Source organism: Agromyces sp. NPDC127015, from assembly GCF_042725165.1.
Taxonomy (GTDB): domain Bacteria; phylum Actinomycetota; class Actinomycetes; order Actinomycetales; family Microbacteriaceae; genus Agromyces; species Agromyces chromiiresistens.
The window spans coordinates 434,148-455,708 of record NZ_JBHXDI010000002.1; the positions used below are offsets into that span (position 1 = coordinate 434,148).

Here is a 21,561-nt window from a genome sequence, read left to right on the forward strand (position 1 = left end):
TGTTATGGCCCGCCGGATTCCCCAACTGCTCATCGGACTCGTGCTCTACGGCATCGCCGACGCGATGATGATCCGCGCGGCGCTCGGGGTCGACCCGTGGACGGTGTTCGCCCAAGGGCTCTCGCACCTCACGGGCATCGGCATCGGCTGGCTCACGAACATCATCGGCGCGCTCGTGCTGCTGCTCTGGATCCCGCTGCGCCAGCGCCCCGGCGCCGGGACCGTGCTCAACATCCTGCTCATCGGCCCGAGCATCGAGCTCGGCCTGTGGTTCATCCAGACGCCGCCCGAGCTGTGGCAGCGCATCCTGCTCTTCGCGGGCGGCCTGCTGCTGCTCGCCGTCGCGAGCGGCCTCTACATCGGCAGCCGCTTCGGCCCGGGACCGCGCGACGGCCTCATGACCGGCATCCACGCCCGCACGGGCTGGCCGATCTGGGTCGGCCGCACCCTCGTCGAGGTGACCGTGCTGCTCGTCGGCTGGCTGCTCGGCGGCGACGTCGGCTTCGGAACCGTGGCGTTCGCGCTGCTCATCGGGCCGCTCTGCGGCGTCACGCTGCCGCTCTTCCGGGTGCCCGAGAAGGCGCGGACGCCCCGAACCGATGCCGTCGGCACCGGGACCGCCGCGACCCCCGTGGCCGCCGCGGCGGACTAGACGGCTGCGGCCTCCGAGGCCGGGACACCTCGGAGGCCGCAGCGACCATCGTCGGTCGAGGGGCGAAGCGCATCGAGACCACGCGGGTGGTGTCGATGCGGCGCCGCGCGCCTCCTCGACCGCCCAGCCTCTAGAGCTCGCGCTCGGCGTACGCCCGCAGCGCGTCGCGCACGAACTCGGCGCCGTGCGGACCGCCGTAGTTCACGCCGAAGCGCGGGTCGGCCACGTACATCTCGCCGAGGCCGATCACGTACGCCTTGACGTCGCCGCCGGGCGCCGCCGCGGGCGTGCCGGGAATGCCGGTCAGCCACTCGACGTGGCGCTTCGCGAGCGCCTGCCCCTCGGGGCCGCCGGGCTGCACGCCCGACTCCGCCGCCGCGATCCAGTCGCGACCGAGCGCCTCGGCGCGAGCCTTCCACTCGCGCCGGCCGGCCTCGCCGAGGCCGCGCCACCAGCGGTCACCGCTCGCGTACGCCTCCTTGCCCCAGCGCTCTTCGACCTCCTCCTTGTACCGGGTGTGGTCGAAGCCGTCGAACATCTCGTCTGCCATGAGTCGTTCACCTCCTTCCAATGCCTCGATGGTCTTCTCGACCGACGCGATCTGACGCGCCAGCCGGCCCTGCTCCTGCCGGAGCCAGTCGAGGTGCGCGCCGAGCGCATGCGCCTCGTCGGCGTCGCCCTCGAGCACCTCGCCGATGGCCGGCAGTCCGAGCCCGAGCTCGCGCAGCAGCAGGATGCGCTGCAGGCGCACGAGTGCGCGCTCGTCGTAATGGCGGTAGCCGTTGCCGGCCACGCGGCTCGGTTCGAGCAGGCCGATGTCGTCGTAGTGCCGCAGGGTGCGGCTCGTCGTGCCGGCGAGCTTCGCGATCTCCTGGATCGACCAGTCCACGGCGCCGCCTCCTCTCGCGTTCGGTTCGTGTCGTGCTGCACCGTTGCCGGTACGGGTTCCACCGTAGAACTTGACGTAGCGTCAAGGTCAAACGAAACAGGTTGAGATTCTCAGGAACGCGATATATCGTGTTGCACATCAAGACGCGATATATCGCGAAACCCCGGATTTCAGGGCCGGATGCCTCGCGGCACTCCGCCCGCACAGAAGGAGCACGACATGACGATCGAGAAGTGGGTCATCACCCCGGGCGAATCGCGGGTCATCGACCTCGAACTCGTCCGCAAGCTCAAGGTCAGCCTCATCGGCGGCAAGGTCGACCTCATCGCCCACGACGAGCCAGGCGCCCGCATCGAGGTCTCGAGCGTGACCGGCAAGGACCTGCTCGTGACGATCGACGGCGACGCCCTCGAGATCGACCACCCGCAGCTGCGCTGGGACAACTTCATCGATGCCTTCAAGGGCTGGGCGAACAACGCCAAGGCCGACGTGTCGATCCTCGCGCCGCGCACGGCGCTGGTGAAGCTCGGCGTCGTGTCGGGCGACGCGCTCGTCTCCGGCTTCGACGGCGACGCCAAGCTCAGCACCGTCTCGGGCGAGCTCGTGGTCGACGACCACGACGGCGACCTCGAGCTCTCGACCGTGTCGGGCGAGCTCTCGGTCGGCAACCACACCGGCCGGGTCACGGCGCACTCCGTGTCGGGCGACATCATCGCCACCGGCGCGATCACGGTCTTCAATGCCGACACCGTCGCGGGCAACATGATCGTCGACGCTCACGGCACCCCGAGCCGCATCGACACGAACACCGTCTCGGGCGACCTCACCGTGCGCTTCGACGCCGGGGCCGGGGCCCGGTATCGCGTCAACACCGTCGGCGGCACCGTGCTCATCGACGACGTGACGATGAAGGGCGTGCTCGGCAAGGGCTTCGAGCGGGTGACCGGCGAGCTCGCCGGGCGCTGGCTCGACTTCGGCGCGAACAGCGTCTCGGGGTCGATCTCGGTCATGCGACGCGAGCCCGTCCCCGGGGATGCCTCCGGCGCAGCCGGCGACGCCGCGACCGGCTCCGGCTCCGGTTCCGGTGCGGGCGCCGACGACGAGTCATCCCGCACCGAGGTCGGGGGCGCCGCGTGACCCCGCCCGTGTTCGCCCATGGCAGCCTGCGGCTCTACCTGCTGGCGCTCCTCGACGAGCGGCCGCGGCACGGCTACGAGCTGATCCAGGCCCTCTCCGACCGATTCGGCGGCACCTACTCGCCGAGCGCCGGCACGATCTACCCGCGCCTGTCGAAGCTCGAGGAGGAGGGGCTCGTCACGAAGACGAGCGACGGCCGCAAGTCGGTCTACGAGATCACCGACGCCGGGCGCACCGAGCTCGAGGCCCGCCGCCCCGAACTCGACGCGATCGAGGACGAGGTGACCGACTCGATCCGTCGCCTCGCCGACGGCGTGCGCGCCGAGGTCAACGACGCGATGCGCTCGCTGCGCGCCGAGCTCGCGAGCGCCGCCCGCGACGCGAAGCGCTCGGCGAAGGACGCGGCGAAGGCGACCGCCGAGAGCGCCCGGTCGGCGACGGTCGACGCCCAGGTGGAGTCGCGGCGCGCGCTGCAGGAGGCCGAGCTCGTGCTCAACGAGTTCCGTCGTCAGGTGCGCACCGACCTTCGCACCCGCACGCAGGCCGACCACGTGCCCCATGAGGCGGTCACCCTGCTGAAGGCGCGGCTCGCGCAGGTGCGCGCCGACGTGCTCGCGGCACTCGACCGCTGAGCCCGGTGCCGGCCGTCGTCGCTGTCGGCGGCCGGTGGTTCGATGGTCGCATGGACGACGTCGAGGTGCATCCGTGGTCCGAGGGCGACCTCGGGCTGCTCCGTCGGGCGAACACCCCCGAGCTGATGGACTGGGTCGGCGGCGTCGAGACCGACGAGCAGGTCGTCTCGCGGCACGCCCGCTACCTCGCGCTCGCGCGCGACGGCACGGGGCAGCAGTTCCGCATCACGATCCCCGGGCACCCCGAGGGCGTCGGCATGGTCGGCTACTGGCAGCACGAGTGGCACGGCGAGCCGGCGCTCGAGAGCGGCTGGTCGGTCGAGGCCCGGTACCGCGGGCGCGGCATCGCCCCGGCCGCCGTCATCGCCATGCTCGAGTTCGCCCGCGCCGCCGGCGAGACGCTGCCCGTGCACGCCTACCCGAGCGTCGACAACCCCGCGTCGAACGCCGTGTGCCGCAAGGCGGGGTTCACCCTGCTCGGTGAAGCGGACTTCGAGACGGGCGGCGGCGTGCTCCGCACCAACGACTGGGTCGCGACGCTCGTCCCGCCCGGCGCGGCGTAGCCTTCAGGGGTGCGCGCGTATCTCGCGGTCGCCGTCGGCGGCCTCATCGGAACCGGCCTCCGCCTCGCCTTCGACCTCGCGTTCGCACCGCCCGCGGGTGCCTTCCCCCTCGAGACGCTCGTCATCAACCTCGCCGGCACGTTCGCGCTCGGCTGGCTCGTCGGGGGCCTCTGGACGAGGCCGGCGACGCCCATGTGGCTCAAGGCGGGCCTCGGATCGGGGGTGCTCGGCTCGTTCACCACGCTGTCGGCCGTGATGGCGGCCGTCGTCGTGCTGACGAGCGGCGGCGCGTTCTGGGTCGGCGCGGGCTACCTCCTGGCCTCGGTCGTCGGCGGGCTCGGCCTCGCCGCACTCGGGCTCGAGCTGGGCTCGCACCTCGCGCACCGTCCGATGCCGCACGAGGTCAGCGACGACGGGGCGACGCTGTGACCGGCTCGCTCAGCCCGATCGTCGTCACGGCCGTGCTCGTGGCGGGCGCGGTCGGGGCCGTCGCGCGCTACGCGCTCTCGCGCGCGCTGCCGGTGCGGCCCGGGCACCTCCCCGGCGGCATCCTGATCGTCAACGTCGTCGGCTCGGGCGTCGCCGGCGCGCTCATCGGCCTCGCGGAGCGCGCCGCGCTCGACGGCGACCTGCGGCTCATCCTCGTGACGGGATTCTGCGGCGGCCTCACGACGTTCAGCACCTGGAGCGTCGAGACGATCGAACTGGTCTCGGGCGGCCGGTGGCGGGCGGCCGTGCTCAATGTCGTCGTCACCCTCGCCGTCGGCCTCGCGGCCGCGGCCGGCATGTACCTCGCGTTCCGGTGACGGGCGGCGGATGCCGCGACCCGGGCCGCGACATCCACCGTGCTCGTCGTCAGACGAGCGAGTCCCCCACGTACCCGTCGGGGCCGCAGCCCGGCGGGATCGCGAACACCGCCGAGCCCACGGGCGTCGTCCACTCGTTGAGCAGGTCGAGCTCGTCGAGGCGGCGCTGGATCGGCACGAACTGGCGATCGACGTCGGCCTGGTACGAGGCGAACAGCAGCCCCGCGTCCGAGACGGCGCCGCCGGCGGGTGCCTCGTCGTAGTTGTACCCACGACGGAAGATCCGCTCCCCCGGGACGTCGCTGCGCGAGCGCCGCAGGTGCGAGTAGTCCGCGATGACGGGGAAGCCGACCGGGGTCAACGCTGCGAAATCGGGCTCGTCGTGCTCGCGGGCACCGGTGAGCGGCGCCCCGTCGCGGAGGCGTCGACCGACCGCGGCCTCCCGGCCCGGGCGGTCGACCCGATCCCAGCCGTCCAGGTCCATCGCGATGCGCCGCAGCACGAGGGACGTGCCGCCCGCCATCCAGCCGGGACCGCCATTCGACCAGACGAGCTCGTCGAAGTCGGCGCTCCCGGGCACCGGGTTGACGGTGCCGTCGAGCTGTCCGAACAGGTTGCGCATCGTCGATCCGGAGGCCTCGGCCCCGGCCGCCCTGCGGAAGCCCTGCTGCGACCAGCGCACGTTCGCGAACGAGCGCGCATCCTTCAGCAGCATCCGGGCGGCGTGGGCCACGGTGACCGGATCGTCGGCACCGAGGTGGATCAGCAGGTCGCCGTCGCTCCACTCCGGGCGCAGACGGTCGACGCCGAAGGGCGGCAGGGGGCGGAGCCAGTCGGGTGCGATGCCGCCGGCGCGGGCCACGAGCCCTGGGCCGAACCCGAACGTCACCGTCAGCCGCGCCGGTGCGAGCGCGAGTTCCGGTTCGGAGTCGGCCAGCGGCGCTCGGCCCTGCGTGACCCGTGCTGCGTCGTCGCTGAGCACGCGCAGCATCCGCCGCAGGGCCGCAGCGTCGACGTCGGAGCGGAGATCGAGCGCGATGAAGCGGGCATGCGTTTGCGGCGGGGTCTCGACGCCGGCCTGGTGCGCACCGTGGAAGGGGACGAGGGCGTCGCCGACCGCCGTCGCACCCACCCCTCGCGCCGACGCCGCCGTGCCGTCCTCCGTGGGGGCGAGCGCGCCGGCCAACGCCTGGGCGCCGAGCACCGCAGCGGCGCCGGCTCCGGCCGCGGCGGCGCCCCCGAAGAGGAGGTGCCGCCGCGAGAACCCGGAACCGCCGGGTTCGCCGGCCATCAGTCCGACCCGTGTCCGTCGTCGTACTGCTCGTTCGCGCCCGCGTAGTCCTTGACGGGCGCCGTGACCTCGAGCGTCGAACCGTCATCGAACTCGAGGGTCACCGTGACCTCGTCGCCCGCGAGCAGCGGTCCGCCGAGGCCCATGAGCATCACGTGGTCGGCGCCCGGCTCGAGCGTCAGGGTCTCGCCGGCGGGGATCGGGAAGCCGCCGTCCTTCTCGCGCATCAGCATGGCGCCGTCGGATCCGACCGTCTCGTGCAGTTCGGCCGACTCGGCGGCGTCGGTCACGGCGCCGACGAGCACCAGGTCGCCGTCGCCGCCGTTGACGACGTCGCCGAAGAGTGCGGTCATGCCGTCGTCGGCGGCCTTGATCCAGGCCTCCTCGACGACCACCGACGACGCGCCGGGAGCGGCCGCCGCGACCCGGGCGTCGGGATCGGCGGAGCCGCCGGTGACCGTGCTGCAGCCGGACAGGAGGAGCAGCGCGGCCGACGCCGCTCCGAGGGCAGGGGTGATCGCGGTGGAACGCATCTCGATCGCTCCCGCCCGGTCAGGCGTCGGTGCCGGTGCCGGAGGCCGGGCCGTCGCCGGCACCCGGGCCTGCGCTCTTGCGGCGCGCGCTCACGATGATCGCGACGATGAGCGCGATGATGCCGAGCCCGCCGACGATGAAGCCCGCGACGGCCCATCCGTCGGGACCGTTCGCCGCGGCGTCGTCGGCGTCGTCGGCGTGGTCGCCCTCGTCGCCGTGGTCGCCGTGGTCGTCCTCGTCGGCCGCGGGAGCGTCGTGCGGCGCCTCCTCGGTCCAGGTGCCCGTCGCGTCGGCGCCCACGCCGAAGTCGATCGTGCCCTCGATCGGGTGGCCGTCGCTCGACACTGCGCGCCAGCGCACCTGGTACTCGCCCTCGAGGTCGGCCGGCAGCGTCGCGGTGACGTTCGGCCCGTCGATCACGGGCTCGCCGACCTCGACCTCCTCGCCGTGGTGGTCGACGACCTCGACGGCGGTGCCGACCTCGATGATGTCGTCCGAGAACTGCAGCGAGACCTCGGCGGGCGGCGTCTCGAGCACCTGTCCGTTCTCGGGGGTCGAGCCGACGAGCTCGTCGTGGGCGAGGGCGGCGGTGCCGCCCGAGAGCGCGAGCGCGCCCGCGAAGGTGAGCGCGGTCGCCGCGACGACGACGGTGCGCAGGGGGTTCGTGGTGCGACGGAGCGCGATGGAAGTGGTGTGCATTCGGGAGTCCTTCTCCTCATGCTCCGGACGGCATGCATCGATGCGTGCGCCGATCGTCGGCGCGAGGCATCCGGAGTCTTCGATGGTTCCGCCCCGAGGGCGGAGGGTTCACGCGAAGGCGGGGAGGAGCGGCGGGCCGCGATAGCGGAGTGCCGCGAAGCGCAGGCGCGAGCGCAGTGCGGGCGGAACGAGGGTCGCGAGGCGCGGCGTCGGCGGGGCGATGATCGCGACCGGCTCGCCGGCACGACCGGCGAACACGAGCGCGAAGCGGCGGGTCGCCGTCGCGAGCGCCGACCAGGCCGTGCGCTCGAGCACGAGCAGGTAGACGATCGTGGCGACCGCGGCGAGCGCGTGCCCGATGAGCATGGCGGCGCCGTGCCCGTCGTGCGCCGCGGTCGAGGCGGCGCCGGCCGACTCGACGAAGGCCATCGTGGCGTGGTGGCCGCCGCCCGTGGTGACGAATTCGCCCGATGCGGGGCCCGAGCCGACGCCGAAGAGGAGGTGGAAGGCCGCCTGGCTCGCGATCACGGCGAGCGCCGTGCGCACGGGCGTCGTTCGCCGGCCGACGAAGGCGACCGAGGCGCCGAGCGCGACGATCGCCGCGAGCGCGAGCCCGACCGAGCCGGGCGCCTCACCGCCGGCGACCCCGTGCGAGAAGGCCGCGAGGAAGAGGGCCACCGAGGCGGTCGCAGCACCGCGCGCGAGCTGCGTCGCACGATTCACGTCGGGGCTCCCCGGGCTCGATGGAAGAAATGCGCCTCGAGTCTAGCAAGCCGACTTGACATGCACGCGCGCAGGTGTAGTGTCATCCGCCGTGACGAACGACGCGGGCGAGCCGCCTGCCGAACTGAAGTCGCCGAAGCACTGGATCATCGGCGACCCCCTGCCCACCGAGAAGCTCGAGGGGCAGCTCCTCCCCAAGCGCATCGCCCTGCCGGTGTTCGCGAGCGACGCCCTGTCGTCGGTCGCGTACGCGCCGCAGGAGCTCCTCATGGTGCTCACGGTCGGCGGCCTCGCGTTCCTGGCCTTCGCGCCGTGGGTCGCCGCGGTGGTCGTGCTGCTCATGGCCACGGTCGCACTGAGCTACCGCCAGCTGATCCGCGCGTACCCCTCGGGCGGCGGCGACTACGAGGTCGCGCACAAGAACCTCGGCGAGAAGGCCGGGCTCGTGGTCGCCTCGGCCCTGCTCGTCGACTACGTCATGACCGTCGTCGTGTCGGTCGCATCTGGCGTCGACAACATCATCTCCGCCTTCCCGGCGCTCAACCCGTGGCGGGTCGAGCTCGCGGTCGTGTTCGTCATCATCCTCGCCGCGATGAACCTCCGCGGCGTGAGCGAGTCGGGCAAGGCCTTCGCGGTGCCCACCTACTTCTTCGCGGCGAGCGTGCTGCTGCTCGTCGGCACCGGGCTCGTGCAGATCGCGATGGGCAACCCGCCCGTGGCCGAGTCGTCGCAGTACTCGGTCGAGGGCGAGGACCTCACGCAGGCCGCGATCATCCTGCTGCTGCTCCGCTCGTTCGCGAGCGGCTGTTCCGCGCTGACCGGCGTCGAGGCCGTCGCCAACGGCGTGCCCGCGTTCCGCGCACCCAAGGTGCGCAACGCGCAGAAGACGCTCTCGCTCATGGTCGGGCTCGCGATCGTGATGTTCGTCGGCCTCACGGCCCTCGCGCTCGTCTCCGGCGTGCACTACGCCGAGGACCCGTGCGACCTCATCGGCTGGAACGACTGCCTGACCGCGCCGCAGCCGAGCCTCGTCGCGCAGATCGCCGCCGCGGTGTTCGGCAACGACTCGATCCTCTTCTTCGTCGTGCAGGCCGCCGCCGCCCTCGTGCTGCTGCTCGCGGCGAACACCGCGTTCAACGGATTCCCGCTGCTCGGCTCCGTGCTCGCCCGCGACGGCTACGCGCCGAAGTCGCTCTCGACGCGCGGCGACCGCCTCATCTACTCGAACGGCGTCATCATCCTCGGCCTCGCCGCGATGGTCATCCTCGTCGCGTTCCAGGCCAACCTGACACTGCTCATCCAGCTCTACATCATCGGCGTGTTCGTGTCGTTCACGCTCGGCCAGAGCGGCATGGTGCGGCACTGGATCGGCCTCCTGCGCGCGGGCCGCGCACGGACCGGCGCGAGCGCGGCCGGCGCCGCGAAGCAGAAGGCGGCCAAGCCGGGTCGCCCCGGCCCCGCCGACGACGACCACCGCCCGATGACCCGCGGCGCGATCATCCGCTCGCTGTGCATCAACACGTTCGGCGCCACGCTCACCGCGGTCGTCCTCGTCGTCGTCACGATCACGAAGTTCACGCACGGCGCGTGGATGGTGTTCCTCATGATGCCGATCCTGTTCATCCTCATGATGGGCGTGCACCGGTACTACCGCGACGTCGAGAAGGAGGTCGAGGTCGACCCGACCACGACGTTCGGCGCCTCGGGCGACCACGCGATCGTGCTCGTCGGCCGCATGCAGAAGCCGACCCTCAAGGCGCTCGACTACGCCATCGCCGCCCGGCACGACTCGATCGAGGCGGTGCACGTCTCGCTCGACGACGCGCAGACGAAGCAGCTGAAGAAGGACTGGGTGAAGATGAACATCCACGTCAAGCTGCGCATCCTGTCGTCGCCCTATCGCGATCTCAGCCACCCGCTGATCCAGCACATCAAGCAGCATCGCGAGGAGCACGGCTCCGAGGTCGTGACCGTGTACATGCCGCAGTACATCGTCGGCCACTGGTGGGAGAACATCCTCCACAACCACAAGGCTCGGCGCATCCGGCAGAAGCTCATGCTCGTGCACGGCGTCACGATCGCCCTCGTGCCGTGGCTGCTGGACTCGTCCGACCTCATCTACGGCCGCCGTTCGCGCCCCCTGCCCGGCCAGGACCGCCGCGGCGAGCCGGTGCGGGCGGTGCCGCGCCGGCCGATCGCCGAGACGACGGGCAAGCGCGGGCGGTAGGCTCACGGCATGGCGACCGGTCGCACGGATGTCCCGGTGGAGGTGTTCCTCGACTCGGTGACGCATCGCGTGCGCCGGCGCGACGCCGACACCCTGCTCGCCCTCATGCAGCGCGTGACCGGCGAAGAGGCGTACATGTGGGGCCCGTCGATCGTGGGCTTCGGCGAGTACCGCTACCGGTACGACAGCGGTCGCGAGGGCGTCACGCCCGCGGCCGCCTTCTCACCGCGCAAGGCTGCGTCGACGGTGTACCTGCTGCCGGGGTTCGCGGAGGACTCCGAACTGCTCGAGCGCCTCGGGCCGCACACCACCGGGGTGGGATGCCTCTACCTCAAGGATCTCGCGGTCGTCGATCTCGACGTGCTGACCGACCTGGTGCGCGAATCGTACGACTTCGCCGTCCGCTCCGCCGGTTGAGCAGCGAGGGCTCGCTCCTCGCTACAGCATCGCCATGATCTGGCGGGCGATCATGCGCCCGGCCCGGCTGGCACCGATCGTCGAGGCCTGCGGTCCGTAGCCGGCGAGGAACACGCGCGGGTCGCTCCACGCCGCACCCTGCCCCACCGTCACTCCGCCGGCCTTCTCGCGCAGCTTGAGCGGCGCGAGGTGCCGCAGCTCGGGTCGGAACCCCGTGGCCCAGATGATCGCGTCGGCGCGCGCCGACCCCTGCTGCTCGCCGTCCCAGACGACGCGGTCGCCCTCGATGCGGTCGAACATCGGGCGCGCGACGAGGAGTCCGCGCTCGATCCCCGCGGCGATGCGGCGGCTCTTCGGCACGCCCGTTCCGCTCACGATCGAGGGCAGCGCCCGCCCGGAGCGGGCAGCCTCGTCCTGCATGGCGACGGCGGCCGATGCACCCTCGAGGTCGAGCTCCTGCCGGTCGATCCAGTCGATCGGGCGCCGGGAGACCCAGGTGAGCCCGGCCGCGACATCCTCGAGCTCGAGCATGAAGCCGATCGCGCTCGTGCCGCCGCCGACGACGACGACGTGCTGGTCGCGGAAGTCCTCGGCGTCGGTGAAGTCGGAGGTGTGCACGTGGCGTCCCTCGAACTCGCCCATGCCCGGGTAGAACGGCACGAACGGCGAGCCCCACGTGCCGGTCGCGTTCACGAGGAACTGCGTCGCGAGCGCGTGCTGCGGCATGGTGGGCGTGGCGGGCGCCGAGAACGTCTTGCGGCGTCGGCCGAAGAGGCCGCGCGTCGTGAGCTCCTCGACGGGCTGGGGGCTGAGGTCCTCGTAGCGCACGAGCAGGTCGGCGCCCTCGTTCGACACCGAGCGCACGTTCATCGGGCGTCGCACCTGCAGGTCGAAGTGCTGCTCGAACCGGCCGTAGTAGTCGGCGACCACGTCCTTCGCGGGCAGTGCCCGGTCGGCCGTGTCGAAGCTGAGGCCGAGTTCGGCCATGCCCGGCAGGTCGTTCACGCGATGCGCGGTGCCGAGCCTGAGCGACGACCAGCGGTGCTGCCATGCGCCGCCGGGGCCGGGCGCGCGGTCGAGCATCACGAAGTCCTGCCCGGCGACGAGCTCGAATCGACGCAGGTAGTACGCGACCGAGAGCCCGGCCTGGCCGGCACCGATCACGACCACCTTCACGCGTTCGGGGCTCGTCGTCACCTGACAATCTCAGCATGTCTTGCTGTGTGCTCGCAGCACGTCGCCCGAGCGCGATCCGCAGGCTGTGGAGACCGGCGATCGGCGTCTTCGGCGGTGCTAAACTGGCGGCTGGACGAATTTCTCAAGGGAGCGCCGGGTGAAGACCATCCCACCCGGCCAGATGTCGTAAGGGGGTCACGCATGGGGCGCGGCCGTCAGAAAGCCAAGCACACCAAGGTCGCTCGGGAGCTGAAGTACTTCAGCCCCAACACCGACTACAACGCGCTTGAGCGCGAGCTCACCGGCTCGCAGCATGACGAGTACAGCGATGAGGCGTCGAAGTGGGCAGAGTATGCCGACGATGACGACGACACGTACGCTGACGACGACACCTACGCCGACGACGAGCAGCGCGAACAGCGCGCCTGATCGTCGCTCCGTCGAAGACACGCTCCCCGCGAACCTCCGCCGCTCCTGCTGAGCGCGCGCTCCCGTTCGTCGGTGCGCCTGCAGCAGGAACCGACGACGGCGCTTGTGCACCGATACCCTCGACGCATGGCCGCCGCCCACCGCAGCACCGATCGCGTGGTCGCGGGCCTGCGCGCGCAGCTCGAGCGTTCGAAGCGGTTCGAGGACACACTCGACCTCGCCGCCGCCTACGCGGCGTACGCACGGGTCGTGCGCCTGCTCGCGCCGCAGCTCGCCGACCTCCGCCGTGCCGCCGGCCTGCCGGCGACGCCGCCGAGGTGGGCGCGTTGGCGTGCGCGTCGCTCCGCCCGCGCGTACGGGGGGATCGCCGTGCCGACCGACCGGGTGTACACCTACTGGAACGCACCGGTCGAGACCGCCCCGCCGCTCGTGCGGGCGTGCATCGCCCAGCTGCGGCGGGTGCATCCCTCACTGCGCGTGCTCGACGGCGACTCCGCTCGTGACCTCGTCGAGATTCCCGACCGCGTCGCCGCACTCCTCGAGCACGACCGGCCCGCCCATTTCTCGGACTACGTGCGCACCGCCGTGCTCGCCGAGCACGGCGGGGTCTGGGTCGACGCGACGGCCTGGGTCGATCGTCCGCTCGACGACGAGCTGCGGCGGTGCCTGCGCGCCGGCACGGTGTTCCCGCGGTGGACGCGGCGGCAGATCGGCAACTGGTTCATCGCCTCGCATCCGGCGACCCCGATCATCGCACTGCAGCGCCTCGCCCTCGACGCGTGGTGGGCGGCGAACGACGACCTGCCCGACTACTTCCTCTACCACCGCGTCTTCGAGGTGCTGCAGGTACTCGTGCCCGAGGCTCGTGGGCAGTGGGACGCCGTGCCCACGCTCTCGTCGACGGCGGCGCACCTGCTGCAGCTCGAGATGATGCAGCCCTGGCGACCCGGAGTCGTGCGCCAGATCCTCGACGTGTCTCCGCTGCAGAAACTGAGCTACAAGTACGACGCGGTGCCGCCCGGCTCCGTGCTCGAGCGGCTGCTCGAGCACGGCCTCGCCGACTGAGCCGCCCGCACGGGCGATCGCTCGGCGCGACTCACGCCGAGCGCACCCACGCGGCGGTCGTCTCGACGAAGCGCTCGAGCTCGTCGAGCGCGTTCGACGGCGTGATCGCGCGCAGCACGAGCTCGTCGGGCGCGCCCTCGTACGCGGCGAGCGCGTCGGGGTCGCCGATCGTCGCGTCGATCGCGCGGAAGCCGAGCCGGGCGAAGTTCGCCGCATAGGCCGGGAAGCCCTCGTACGCGGCGGCCTCGCGCTCGAGCGCGGGGCGTGCGGCATCGTCGACCGTCGTGCGCGTGTAGAGGATGCCGCGCACCGAGCGGGCTCCGCCGGCGTCGTGCAGCTCGGCGGTCGTCGTGGCCGCGGCGTCGGGGGTGAGCCAGTTGAAGAGCGCCCCGTCTCCGCGCTCGGCGGCCAGCCACCGCATGCGCGGGCCGAGCGCCCCGACGACGATCGCCGCCTCGGTCGCGTCGCGCAGCGCCGCGATCCCCTGCTCGACGAGCGCGAGGGGTCGCTCGGCGCGCCCGGACCCGACGCCGAGCACGAGCCGGTCTGCGGGGATGCCGCCGAGCACGAGCGTGCCGGCCGGCCGGCGGTCGAGCGGGATCACGCCGGTCGCGAGGCCGATGCGCTCGGTGACCGACGCCGCCGCCCGGAGACCGTCGAGCGAGTCGCCGCCCGGCAGGTCGTTGATCCACAGCGCGTGGAAGCCGAGCCGCTCGACGCGCGGCGCGAGCGCGCGCACCGTCTCGAGCGGGGTGAGGCTCGTGATGCCGATCGAGACGGGCGTGCGCATGTCGCCGCGGTCGCCGTCGCTCAGCTCGCGTAGCTGCCGACGAGGCGCACCGCGCCGCCGTCGACGCCCTTCGCGCCCTGCTCCCAGCGGTCGGCGCCCGCGACCTGCGGCGGCTCGCCGAGGCCCACGGTGCCGACCTGCCAGGCCGGCAGGCCGAGGCGGTCGAGTTCGGCGATCACGGATGCCGCGGCGCCGGGCTCGACGACGGCGAAGAAGCCGATGCCGAGGTTCCAGGTGCCCTCGGTCGATTCGAGGCTCGTGCCGGCGAGCTCGTTGAGCACGCGGAACACGGGCGCCGGCGACCAGGTCGAGCGGTCGACCTCGGCGAACGAGCCGCGGGGCAGCACGCGCGCGAGGTTCGCGGCGATGCCGCCGCCCGTGACGTGCGAGAGCGAGTGCACGGCGTCGCCGTGCGGGCCTGCGAGCAGCTCGACGAGCTGGCCCGAGTAGAGGCGGGTCGGCTCGAGGAGCGCCTCGCCCCACGTCATGCCGAGCTCGGCCGAGGCGTGCCCGTAGGCGATGCCCTGGCCGGCGAGGATGTGGCGCACGAGCGAGAAGCCGTTGGAGTGCAGGCCGCTCGACGCGATCGCGATGACCGCGTCGCCCGACTGCACCTTCTCGGCGCCGAGCGCCTTGTCGGCCTCGACGACGCCGACCGCCGCGCCCGCGACGTCGTAGTCGTCGGCGCCCATGAGGCCCGGGTGCTCGGCGGTCTCGCCGCCGACGAGGGCGGTGCCGGTCTCGGCGCAGGCACGGGCGATGCCCGTCACGATCGAGGCGATGCGCTCGGGCACGACCTTGCCGCACGCGATGTAGTCGGTCATGAAGAGCGGCTTCGCACCGACCACGACGATGTCGTCGACGACCATGCCCACGAGGTCCTGGCCGATCGTGTCGTGCTTGTCGAGCGCCTGCGCGATCGCGATCTTCGTGCCGACGCCGTCGGTCGAGGTCGCGAGGAGCGGCCGCTCGAAGTCCTTCGCGAAGGAGAGGTCGTAGAGGCCGGCGAAGCCGCCCACCCCGCCGAGCACGTTGGGCCCGTGGGTCTTGGCGACCGCCTCCTTCATGAGTTCGACGGCGAGGTCGCCGGCTGCGGTGTCGACTCCGGCAGCGGCGTAGGACGAGTTCGCGCTCACCCGTCAAGGGTACCGGGCCGCGTCGCTGCCGCCGACTGGGGTGGGCGAGCGTAGAATTCGGGGTATGCAGCCAGGGGCGGCACCGTCGTGGGTGATCCGTGAGAATGCGAGTCGCCCGGTTCTGCTCGCGCTCTATCTGCGCGAGGTGCTCGCGATCTCCTCCCCCGTCGAACTGCCGCGACTGCGCGACGTCGGCCCCGTCGGCGAACGGCTCGAGATCGACGAGCACGACCTGCTCGAGCGCCAGTGGCGCGCGTGGTGGGCGATGACCGTCGAGCCCGAGGCGCATCCGTCGCCCGTGCCGCTCGAACTCGTCGAGGCGTTCGACACCGACGTCGCCCTGCCGGTGAAGGGCGCCGAGATCCTCGCGCGAGAGATCGTCCCGCACGCCGAGGCCGCCCGCGCATGGACGGAGTGGGCGCACGACGCGTATCGCAACGCCTCCGCGGCCCGCCGCGGCGACTCGTACCGCGCGTATGCCGGCACCATCGCCGAGCACGAGCGCGAGGTCGGGCGCCGCGCCCACTCGTTCGAGCTCAACGTCGAGGTGCTGCCGCTGTCGGGCACCGGCGTCTGGTGGATCGGCGCGATGACCGTCGGCGTCACCGATTCGCTGCGGTCGGACGCCTCGGCCTTCGACGACGCGATCCACCCGATCATCGCCGAACTCGCGTAGGCGGGCGTGACAGACTCTCTCGCATGAGCATCTGGTTCGGCGAGCCCTCCCTCGAGTGGGCGAACTCCCGCCGCGACGGCACCGCGATCCACGCACTCGGCATCGAGATGACCGAGGTCACCGACGAGTCCTTGAAGGGCCGCATGCCCGTCGACGGCCGCACGCGCCAGCCCGGGGGCGTGCTGCACGGCGGCGCCTCCGTCGCCCTCGCCGAGACCCTCGCGAGCTGGGGCGCGACCTTCACGGTCGACCCGGCGCAGTTCTACTGCGTCGGCATGGAGATCAACGCGAACCACCTGCGCCCGATCGCCGAGGGATGGGTCTACGGCGAGGCGCGCCCGATCACCCGCGGCCGCACGACGCAGGTGTGGGACATCCGCATCACGCAGGAGGACGGCAAGCTCGTGTGCATCTCGCGGTGCACGATGGCGGTGCTTCCGAAGCCCTCGGAGTACTGAGCCCGGTCATCGGTCGAGCACGCGCGGATGCCTCGGCGCCGGCGCACCGCCCGGATCAGCCGGTCGGTGCCATCGGTCGCGCCCGCTCGACCGACGCGATGACCGCGGCGATCGCCCGCTCGAACCGGTGCTCGGGCGGGGCGCCGTACCCGACCACCATCGTCGGCGGACGCGACGCGACGGTCGCGGCATCCGCGGCGTACGAGGCGAGCCCGCCGTAGCGCAGGCCGATCGCCGAGACCGCGCGCTCCACCTCCGCCTCGGCGGTACCGCCCGGCAGTTCGAGCAGGCAGTGCAGGCCGGCCTCGAGCCCGGCCACCCGGGCACCGGGCAGTCCGTCGGCGATGAGCCGCTCGAGCCGCTCGCGGCGGGCCCGGTAGCGCAGGCGCGCACCGCGCACGGCCCGGTCGTAGTCGCCCGCCGAGATGAGCGCGGCGAGCGCGAGCTGCGACAGCGCATCGGTCGCAGCCCCGCTCAGCCGTCGTTGCTCGAGCACCGCGTCGCGCAGCGTCGGCGGCACGACGCCCCAGCCGATGCCGAGCGCGGGCGCGAGCGCCTTGCTCGCGGTTCCGCCGTAGACGGTCTGCGCGGGGGCGAGCGCCTGGAACGCGCCGATCGCCCGCCCGTCGAAGCGGAACTCGCCGTCGTAGTCGTCCTCGATCACGATCGCGCCGGCGTCGCGCGCCCAGTCGGCGAGCGTCGTGCGTCGTGACGCGGAGAGCGGAACCCCGGTGGGGAACTGGTGCGCGGGCGTGACGAGCACGGCGTCGACGCCCGTGGCGGCCAGCCGGTCGACGACCATGCCGTCGGCGTCGAGCGGGACCGGCACGGGCTCGAGGCCCGCCGCGGCGAGCACGTCCCGGTGCGAGGAGTGCCCGTACGCCTCGACCGCGATGCGCCGTCCGCCGCGGGCGGCGATCGCCCGGGCCACGAGCGAGAGCAGTTCGCCGAAGCCGTGGGTGACGACGAGGCCGTCGGCGCCGGCGACGACGCCGCGGGTGCGCGCCAGGTACCCGGCGAGCGCCGTGCGCAGCCCGGCCGCGCCTTCTGGCGCGCCGTAGGCGAAGGCGGCTGCGGGCGCGTCGGCCAGCGCCCGCGCGACGGCGCGACCCCACGCCGACCGGCCGAAGCCCGAGGCGTCCGGCAGCCCGCCGCGAAGGTCGAGGTCGAACCGGGTGGATCGGTCGACGCGCGCTCCCGGTGCGGGCTCGGGCACCCCGCGCACCCAGGTGCCCGAGCCGACCCGCGCCTCGAGCCGCCCCTCGCCGACGAGCCGGGCGTAGACCTCGGCCACGCTGTTGCGCGCGAGGCCGAGGTCGGCCGCGAGGGCACGGCTGGGCGGCAGCCGGATGCCCGGCGCGAGCCGGCCGTCGACCATGGCAGCGCGCAACGCCTCCTCGAGCGACGCGGCCTTGCGCCGCGGGTCGACCTCGAGATGCAGATCCAATCCGGAATTGGCCCAATCCTGTGCCATGGCATTGGACGTTACCAGCGCGGCGGTCGATCCGTAGCGTGACTCCCATGACCACGACGACCATCGACACCGCCCCGCCCACCGCTCCCGTCGCCCCGACCCGGCGACTCGACCTCGACGGGGTCGCGCCCGCGTTCGTCCGGGCGGTGAGCGCGCTCGACGACGCCGCCGAGGCCGAGGCCGACCGCGCCGGCATCGAGAAGGGGCTGCGCGAACTCGTGCGCCTCCGCGCCTCGCAGCTCAACGGCTGCTCGTACTGCGTCGACCTGCACTCGCGCGACGCGGCCACGGCCGGCGAGCACGTGCAGCGCCTCTACGCGGTCGCCGTCTGGCGCGAGTCGAACTTCTTCACGGCGCGCGAGCGCGCGGCGTTCGACCTCGTCGACGCCGTCACCCGGCTCTCGGAGACCCACGTGCCCGACGACGTCTGGCACGAGGCATCCACCGCGTTCACCGACGACGAGCTCGCGGCGCTGCTCGCCCTCATCGTCTCGGTGAACGCGTGGAACGAACTCGCCGTCTCGACGCGCGGATGGCGCCCCAAGCTGCGCATCTGAGCAACCCCCCGCACTCGGCGGGCTCACCCGCGCGGTGTGGGAGAATCGACGAGGCCGGTTCCGGTCGTTCACCACACCCCCACGAGGAGCCATCGCTCGCATGTGCGGCATCGTCGGCATCGTCTCCACCGAGCCCGTCAACCAGCAGATCTACGACAGCCTGCTGCTCCTGCAGCACCGCGGCCAGGATTCGACGGGCATCGCGACCGCCGACGGCCCCGTCTTCCACATGGCGAAGGCGCGCGGGCAGGTGCGCGAGGCGTTCCGCACCCGCGACATGCGCTCGCTCATCGGCAACATGGGGCTCGGGCACGTGCGGTACACGACGAAGGGCGCCGCCGAGCGCGAAGAGGAGGCGCAGCCGTTCTACGTGAACGCGCCGTACGGCATCATCCTCGTGCACAACGGCAACCTCACGAACACGCGCGAGCTCTCGAGCGACCTGTTCTCGATCGACCGCCGCCACGTGAACTCGACGAGCGACACCGAGATGCTGCTCAACGTGCTCGCGACCGAGCTGCAGGGCCAGATCAAGGGCCTCGAGCTCGACCCCGACCAGGTGTTCGAGGCGGTCTCGCAGGTGCACGAGCGCGTCGAGGGGTCGTACGCGGTGATCTCGATGATCGCCGGTTACGGCCTGCTCGCCTTCCGCGACCCGTTCGGCATCCGCCCGCTCATCCTCGGCAAGCGCGTCACCGAGTCCGGCCGCGACGAGTGGATCGTGGCGAGCGAGTCGCTCGTGCTCGAGAACGGCGACTACGAGATCGTGCGCGACGTCGAGCCCGGCGAGGCGATCTTCATCACCCTCGACGGCGAGATGATCTCGCGCCAGTGCGCGAAGAACCCGGTGCTCGTGCCGTGCTCGTTCGAGTACGTCTACCTCGCCCGACCCGACTCGGTCATGAACGGCATCTCGGTCTACGAGTCGCGCCTGCGCATGGGCGACCGCCTCGCCGACACCGTCGCGACGCACATGCCGCTCGGCGACGTCGACGTCGTCATGCCCATCCCCGACTCGTCGCGCCCGTCGGCGATGCAGGTCGCCCAGAAGCTCGGCATCGAGTACCGCGAGGGCTTCTACAAGAACCGCTACGTCGGCCGCACCTTCATCATGCCCGGCCAGTCCGAGCGCAAGCGATCGGTGCGCCAGAAGCTCAACGCCATGGGTACCGAGTTCCGCGGCAAGAACATCCTCATCGTCGACGACTCGATCGTGCGGGGCACCACGTCGCAGCAGATCGTGCAGATGGCCCGCGACGCCGGCGCCAACAAGGTGACGTTCGCCTCGGCCGCCCCGCCCGTGCGCTACCCGCACGTGTACGGCATCAACATGCCGAGCCGGCAGGAGCTCATCGCCCACGGGCGCAAGATCCCCGAGATCGCGGCCGAGCTCGGCGCCGACCACATGATCTACCAGGAGGTCGCCGACCTGCAGGCGGCGATCACCGAGGGCACCTCGATCGACCGGCTCGACCTCTCGTGCTTCACGGGCGAGTACGTCACCGGCACGGTCACCGAGGAGTACCTCGGCTGGGTGGAGCGCACGCAGCTCAGCTGAGCGGCGCGACGAGCCGACGCCTCCGCTCCGACTCCTCCGACACTGAATCGCGAGCCGACTCGGTGTCGGAGTCGCCACGCGCGTGCGTCGGCGGGTCGGCCGAACGACGACTGGATGCCGCGCGGCGACGTCGATGCCATGCCGCAGGGACCCGAGCCGACGGGGAACCCGATCGACGGGTGTCGGGAGGCGTCTCAGCCGTCGACGCGGTGCGTCTCGTCGTGCTCGGCGACGGCGTGCGTGACGCGGCGCGACATGGCGCGATCGACGACGAGGGCGACGAGGGCGCCGAGGGCGACGCCGACGGCGACGCCGCCGAGCAGCAGGAAGCCGAACACCTGGCCCTGGTCGTACGTGAAGTCCTCTTGCACGCGCTCGGCGATCTGCGCCTCCGTCGGCGCGAAGGCGAACGAGAGCACGAACGCGACGATCGCACCGACGACCGCGCCTGCGAGCATCCACACCCCGTAGCGCGGAGACCGCCGGACCACGACCTCGTCGCGGGTCGCCTCGGTCTCGTACTGCGGTTCGGGCCGTTCGTGGGTGTCGCTCACCCTTCCATTGTCGCGCACCGGCGGCCGGGGAGCGCCGCTCGCGCTCAGACGACCGGCAGCAGCCCCTCGAGGTCGGCGCGCTGCCCGGAGGCGTGCACCGTGCCCGACGTTCGGGCGTCGGCCCACGACCGCGCGCCCGTCGCGAGGGCGAGCCAGGTCGCGGCGTCGGTCTCGATCACGTTGGGCGGCGTGCCGCGGGTGTGCTTCGGCCCCTCGACGCACTGCACGGCCGCGAACGGCGGCACCCGCACCTCGAGCGTGCCGCCCGGCGCCTGCTCGGCGAGCAGCTGCAGCGAGTACCGCACCGCGAGGGCGAGCGTCGCACGGTCGACCGAGGACGTCGCGGCCGCGACATCCCCCTCGTGCCGTGCCGCGATCGCGACGATCGTCGCGACCGCCGCCCGCCCGATCTCGTCGCCGATCCTCGCTCGTGCCATGTGGGCGATTCTGCCACCGACGGGCGACGTGCCTGCGCGCGTCAGGCGTCGCGCGTGCGCCCGCCCTTGGGCGAGACGCCCATGAGCGTGAGGACGAGGATCATCACCGCGCCGGCGAAGATCGCGATGTCGGCGACGTTGCCGATGAACCAGTCGCCGTACCCGATGAAGTCGACGACGTGGCCCCGGCCGAATCCGGGCTCCCGGAACAGTCGATCGCCGAGGTGCGTCACGGCGCCGCCGAGCAGCAGCCCGAGCGCGATCGTCCAGCCGACCGAGCGCACCCGCCACGCGTACCACGCGACGGCGACGGCGCCGACGCCCGCGAGGATCGCGAAGATCCACGTGTGCTCGGTGCCGATCGAGAACGCGGCGCCCGGGTTGTACACGAGCACGAAGCGGATGAGATCGCCGATCACGGGAACGGCGGTGCCGTCGCCGAGTTCGGCGACGGCCCACCACTTGCTGGCCTGATCGACCACCACGACGACGACGGCGATGGCGATCACCCACCAGAACAGGCGCCGGCCGGATGCTGCGGGCTCGCGCGCGGCCGCGGGGCCGGCGTCGGTCGGTGCGTCGCCGGGAGCGGCCGGGTCTGAGCTCATCCGGACATTCTCGCACCGGCGCGCGTTCGCGGCCGCCGCCGTCGAAGCGGAGGGCGACGGCCCGAAGCGGTAG

General features: G+C 72.4%; 26 protein-coding genes. 14 read left to right on the top strand and 12 right to left on the bottom strand.

Annotated elements, in window-relative coordinates; translation table 11 throughout:
- The first annotated feature begins 4 nt into the window (after nucleotides 1–4).
- Nucleotides 5–652 (top strand): YitT family protein, encoded by a 648-nt coding sequence (locus ACFWGP_RS08255; RefSeq protein WP_231429730.1) that lies wholly within the window; start codon nucleotides 5–7, stop codon nucleotides 650–652.
- 130 nt (nucleotides 653–782) lie between these two features.
- Here the strand turns inward: ACFWGP_RS08255 and ACFWGP_RS08260 are convergent, their stop codons facing one another.
- The gene (locus ACFWGP_RS08260) at nucleotides 783–1,541 is read right to left on the bottom strand and encodes a MerR family transcriptional regulator (protein WP_275505228.1); all 759 of its coding nucleotides are present in this window, start codon (nucleotides 1,539–1,541) and stop codon (nucleotides 783–785) included.
- Between the two features lie 219 nt (nucleotides 1,542–1,760).
- On the opposite strand from ACFWGP_RS08260, the gene ACFWGP_RS08265 reads away from it, so the two are divergent.
- Genes ACFWGP_RS08265 through crcB form a run of 5 tightly spaced genes read left to right on the top strand, consistent with a single transcriptional unit; the run spans nucleotide 1,761 to nucleotide 4,679 of the window.
- Nucleotides 1,761–2,678 carry a DUF4097 domain-containing protein gene (locus tag ACFWGP_RS08265; protein WP_376930639.1) on the top strand — a complete coding sequence of 306 codons (918 nt, stop codon included), beginning with the start codon at nucleotides 1,761–1,763 and terminating at the stop codon, nucleotides 2,676–2,678.
- Nucleotides 2,675–3,310, top strand: a complete 636-nt coding sequence (locus ACFWGP_RS08270; RefSeq protein WP_376930640.1) for a helix-turn-helix transcriptional regulator — start codon at nucleotides 2,675–2,677, stop codon at nucleotides 3,308–3,310. The genes ACFWGP_RS08265 and ACFWGP_RS08270 overlap by 4 nt, the downstream gene beginning before the upstream one ends.
- A 50-nt stretch (nucleotides 3,311–3,360) precedes the next feature.
- Entirely contained in the window at nucleotides 3,361–3,873 is a 513-nt protein-coding gene (locus ACFWGP_RS08275; protein WP_231429726.1) for a GNAT family N-acetyltransferase, read from the top strand.
- A gap of 9 nt (nucleotides 3,874–3,882) precedes the next feature.
- Nucleotides 3,883–4,302 carry a CrcB family protein gene (locus tag ACFWGP_RS08280; protein ID WP_376930641.1) on the top strand — a complete coding sequence of 140 codons (420 nt, stop codon included), beginning with the start codon at nucleotides 3,883–3,885 and terminating at the stop codon, nucleotides 4,300–4,302.
- Nucleotides 4,299–4,679, top strand: a complete 381-nt coding sequence (gene crcB / locus ACFWGP_RS08285; protein ID WP_231429724.1) for a fluoride efflux transporter CrcB — start codon at nucleotides 4,299–4,301, stop codon at nucleotides 4,677–4,679. Before ACFWGP_RS08280 ends, crcB begins: the two co-directional genes overlap by 4 nt.
- Before the next feature lie 49 nt (nucleotides 4,680–4,728).
- Here the strand turns inward: crcB and ACFWGP_RS08290 are convergent, their stop codons facing one another.
- From ACFWGP_RS08290 to ACFWGP_RS08305, 4 genes are all read right to left on the bottom strand, one after another.
- Entirely contained in the window at nucleotides 4,729–5,970 is a 1,242-nt protein-coding gene (locus tag ACFWGP_RS08290) for a Dyp-type peroxidase (RefSeq protein ID WP_231429723.1), read from the bottom strand.
- Nucleotides 5,970–6,503 (bottom strand): copper chaperone PCu(A)C, encoded by a 534-nt coding sequence (locus ACFWGP_RS08295; RefSeq protein WP_376930642.1) that lies wholly within the window; start codon nucleotides 6,501–6,503, stop codon nucleotides 5,970–5,972. The genes ACFWGP_RS08290 and ACFWGP_RS08295 overlap by 1 nt, the downstream gene beginning before the upstream one ends.
- 19 nt (nucleotides 6,504–6,522) lie before the next feature.
- Nucleotides 6,523–7,203 carry a copper resistance CopC family protein gene (locus tag ACFWGP_RS08300; RefSeq protein ID WP_275505226.1) on the bottom strand — a complete coding sequence of 227 codons (681 nt, stop codon included), beginning with the start codon at nucleotides 7,201–7,203 and terminating at the stop codon, nucleotides 6,523–6,525.
- A 108-nt stretch (nucleotides 7,204–7,311) separates the two neighbouring features.
- Nucleotides 7,312–7,926, bottom strand: a complete 615-nt coding sequence (locus ACFWGP_RS08305; RefSeq protein ID WP_231429720.1) for a hypothetical protein — start codon at nucleotides 7,924–7,926, stop codon at nucleotides 7,312–7,314.
- 91 nt (nucleotides 7,927–8,017) lie between these two features.
- Here ACFWGP_RS08305 and ACFWGP_RS08310 point away from each other — a divergent pair, with 91 nt between their 5' ends.
- Nucleotides 8,018–10,153, top strand: coding sequence for an APC family permease (locus ACFWGP_RS08310; RefSeq protein WP_376930643.1), 2,136 nt, complete (start codon nucleotides 8,018–8,020; stop codon nucleotides 10,151–10,153).
- Between the two features lie 9 nt (nucleotides 10,154–10,162).
- Entirely contained in the window at nucleotides 10,163–10,570 is a 408-nt protein-coding gene (locus ACFWGP_RS08315) for a DUF1801 domain-containing protein (RefSeq protein WP_376930644.1), read from the top strand.
- A gap of 21 nt (nucleotides 10,571–10,591) precedes the next feature.
- Here the strand turns inward: ACFWGP_RS08315 and ACFWGP_RS08320 are convergent, their stop codons facing one another.
- The gene (locus ACFWGP_RS08320; protein ID WP_231429717.1) at nucleotides 10,592–11,767 is read right to left on the bottom strand and encodes an FAD-dependent oxidoreductase; all 1,176 of its coding nucleotides are present in this window, start codon (nucleotides 11,765–11,767) and stop codon (nucleotides 10,592–10,594) included.
- A gap of 180 nt (nucleotides 11,768–11,947) precedes the next feature.
- Between ACFWGP_RS08320 and ACFWGP_RS08325 the strand changes: the two genes are divergently transcribed.
- Nucleotides 11,948–12,175 (top strand): DUF3073 domain-containing protein, encoded by a 228-nt coding sequence (locus ACFWGP_RS08325; RefSeq protein ID WP_231429716.1) that lies wholly within the window; start codon nucleotides 11,948–11,950, stop codon nucleotides 12,173–12,175.
- Nucleotides 12,176–12,301: 126 nt separating this feature from the next.
- Complete coding sequence (locus ACFWGP_RS08330; protein WP_376930645.1) at nucleotides 12,302–13,240, top strand: capsular polysaccharide synthesis protein; 939 nt, start codon at nucleotides 12,302–12,304, stop codon at nucleotides 13,238–13,240.
- Between the two features lie 31 nt (nucleotides 13,241–13,271).
- On the opposite strand, the gene ACFWGP_RS08335 is transcribed toward ACFWGP_RS08330, so the two are convergent.
- The gene (locus ACFWGP_RS08335) at nucleotides 13,272–14,030 is read right to left on the bottom strand and encodes an LLM class flavin-dependent oxidoreductase (protein ID WP_376930646.1); all 759 of its coding nucleotides are present in this window, start codon (nucleotides 14,028–14,030) and stop codon (nucleotides 13,272–13,274) included.
- 20 nt (nucleotides 14,031–14,050) lie between these two features.
- A complete protein-coding gene (gene purM / locus ACFWGP_RS08340) occupies nucleotides 14,051–15,166 on the bottom strand; it encodes a phosphoribosylformylglycinamidine cyclo-ligase (RefSeq protein WP_376930647.1) in 1,116 nt (371 codons plus the stop codon).
- Nucleotides 15,167–15,230: 64 nt separating this feature from the next.
- Here purM and ACFWGP_RS08345 point away from each other — a divergent pair, with 64 nt between their 5' ends.
- On the top strand, nucleotides 15,231–15,842 hold the full coding sequence (locus ACFWGP_RS08345; protein WP_231429712.1) for a zinc-binding alcohol dehydrogenase: 612 nt from the start codon (nucleotides 15,231–15,233) through the stop codon (nucleotides 15,840–15,842).
- Nucleotides 15,843–15,865: 23 nt separating this feature from the next.
- Entirely contained in the window at nucleotides 15,866–16,300 is a 435-nt protein-coding gene (locus ACFWGP_RS08350) for a PaaI family thioesterase (RefSeq protein ID WP_231429711.1), read from the top strand.
- 55 nt (nucleotides 16,301–16,355) lie between these two features.
- Here ACFWGP_RS08350 and ACFWGP_RS08355 read toward each other — a convergent pair whose 3' ends face one another.
- The gene (locus tag ACFWGP_RS08355) at nucleotides 16,356–17,774 is read right to left on the bottom strand and encodes a PLP-dependent aminotransferase family protein (RefSeq protein ID WP_376930648.1); all 1,419 of its coding nucleotides are present in this window, start codon (nucleotides 17,772–17,774) and stop codon (nucleotides 16,356–16,358) included.
- Between the two features lie 47 nt (nucleotides 17,775–17,821).
- Between ACFWGP_RS08355 and ACFWGP_RS08360 the strand changes: the two genes are divergently transcribed.
- Both ACFWGP_RS08360 and purF read left to right on the top strand, forming a co-directional pair.
- Nucleotides 17,822–18,331 carry a carboxymuconolactone decarboxylase family protein gene (locus ACFWGP_RS08360; RefSeq protein ID WP_376930649.1) on the top strand — a complete coding sequence of 170 codons (510 nt, stop codon included), beginning with the start codon at nucleotides 17,822–17,824 and terminating at the stop codon, nucleotides 18,329–18,331.
- A gap of 100 nt (nucleotides 18,332–18,431) precedes the next feature.
- Nucleotides 18,432–19,889: an amidophosphoribosyltransferase gene (purF, locus tag ACFWGP_RS08365; protein ID WP_231429708.1), complete on the top strand. Its 1,458-nt coding sequence runs from the start codon at nucleotides 18,432–18,434 to the stop codon at nucleotides 19,887–19,889.
- A gap of 194 nt (nucleotides 19,890–20,083) precedes the next feature.
- Here the strand turns inward: purF and ACFWGP_RS08370 are convergent, their stop codons facing one another.
- The 3 genes from ACFWGP_RS08370 to lspA are packed head-to-tail and all read right to left on the bottom strand — an operon-like array spanning nucleotide 20,084 to nucleotide 21,488.
- A complete protein-coding gene (locus ACFWGP_RS08370) occupies nucleotides 20,084–20,443 on the bottom strand; it encodes a potassium transporter Trk (RefSeq protein WP_231429707.1) in 360 nt (119 codons plus the stop codon).
- Between the two features lie 44 nt (nucleotides 20,444–20,487).
- Nucleotides 20,488–20,880 (bottom strand): sterol carrier family protein, encoded by a 393-nt coding sequence (locus tag ACFWGP_RS08375; protein WP_231429706.1) that lies wholly within the window; start codon nucleotides 20,878–20,880, stop codon nucleotides 20,488–20,490.
- 41 nt (nucleotides 20,881–20,921) lie between these two features.
- Nucleotides 20,922–21,488 carry a signal peptidase II gene (gene lspA, locus ACFWGP_RS08380; protein WP_231429705.1) on the bottom strand — a complete coding sequence of 189 codons (567 nt, stop codon included), beginning with the start codon at nucleotides 21,486–21,488 and terminating at the stop codon, nucleotides 20,922–20,924.
- Nucleotides 21,489–21,561: the final 73 nt, after the last annotated feature.

Bases quoted from the DNA above. Each gene is read 5' to 3' on its own strand.
- ACFWGP_RS08255 (WP_231429730.1), top strand. From the start codon at position 5: ATGGCCCGCCGGATTCCCCAACTGCTCATCGGACTCGTGCTCTACGGC.
- ACFWGP_RS08265 (WP_376930639.1), top strand. From the start codon at position 1,761: ATGACGATCGAGAAGTGGGTCATCACCCCGGGCGAATCGCGGGTCATC.
- ACFWGP_RS08275 (WP_231429726.1), top strand. From the start codon at position 3,361: ATGGACGACGTCGAGGTGCATCCGTGGTCCGAGGGCGACCTCGGGCTG.
- ACFWGP_RS08290 (WP_231429723.1), bottom strand. From the start codon at position 5,970: ATGGCCGGCGAACCCGGCGGTTCCGGGTTCTCGCGGCGGCACCTCCTC.
- ACFWGP_RS08295 (WP_376930642.1), bottom strand. From the start codon at position 6,503: ATGCGTTCCACCGCGATCACCCCTGCCCTCGGAGCGGCGTCGGCCGCG.
- ACFWGP_RS08300 (WP_275505226.1), bottom strand. From the start codon at position 7,203: ATGCACACCACTTCCATCGCGCTCCGTCGCACCACGAACCCCCTGCGC.
- ACFWGP_RS08315 (WP_376930644.1), top strand. From the start codon at position 10,163: ATGGCGACCGGTCGCACGGATGTCCCGGTGGAGGTGTTCCTCGACTCG.
- ACFWGP_RS08325 (WP_231429716.1), top strand. From the start codon at position 11,948: ATGGGGCGCGGCCGTCAGAAAGCCAAGCACACCAAGGTCGCTCGGGAG.
- ACFWGP_RS08330 (WP_376930645.1), top strand. From the start codon at position 12,302: ATGGCCGCCGCCCACCGCAGCACCGATCGCGTGGTCGCGGGCCTGCGC.
- ACFWGP_RS08335 (WP_376930646.1), bottom strand. From the start codon at position 14,030: ATGCGCACGCCCGTCTCGATCGGCATCACGAGCCTCACCCCGCTCGAG.
- ACFWGP_RS08345 (WP_231429712.1), top strand. From the start codon at position 15,231: ATGCAGCCAGGGGCGGCACCGTCGTGGGTGATCCGTGAGAATGCGAGT.
- ACFWGP_RS08350 (WP_231429711.1), top strand. From the start codon at position 15,866: ATGAGCATCTGGTTCGGCGAGCCCTCCCTCGAGTGGGCGAACTCCCGC.
- ACFWGP_RS08355 (WP_376930648.1), bottom strand. From the start codon at position 17,774: ATGGCACAGGATTGGGCCAATTCCGGATTGGATCTGCATCTCGAGGTC.
- ACFWGP_RS08360 (WP_376930649.1), top strand. From the start codon at position 17,822: ATGACCACGACGACCATCGACACCGCCCCGCCCACCGCTCCCGTCGCC.
- purF (WP_231429708.1), top strand. From the start codon at position 18,432: ATGTGCGGCATCGTCGGCATCGTCTCCACCGAGCCCGTCAACCAGCAG.
- ACFWGP_RS08375 (WP_231429706.1), bottom strand. From the start codon at position 20,880: ATGGCACGAGCGAGGATCGGCGACGAGATCGGGCGGGCGGCGGTCGCG.
- lspA (WP_231429705.1), bottom strand. From the start codon at position 21,488: ATGAGCTCAGACCCGGCCGCTCCCGGCGACGCACCGACCGACGCCGGC.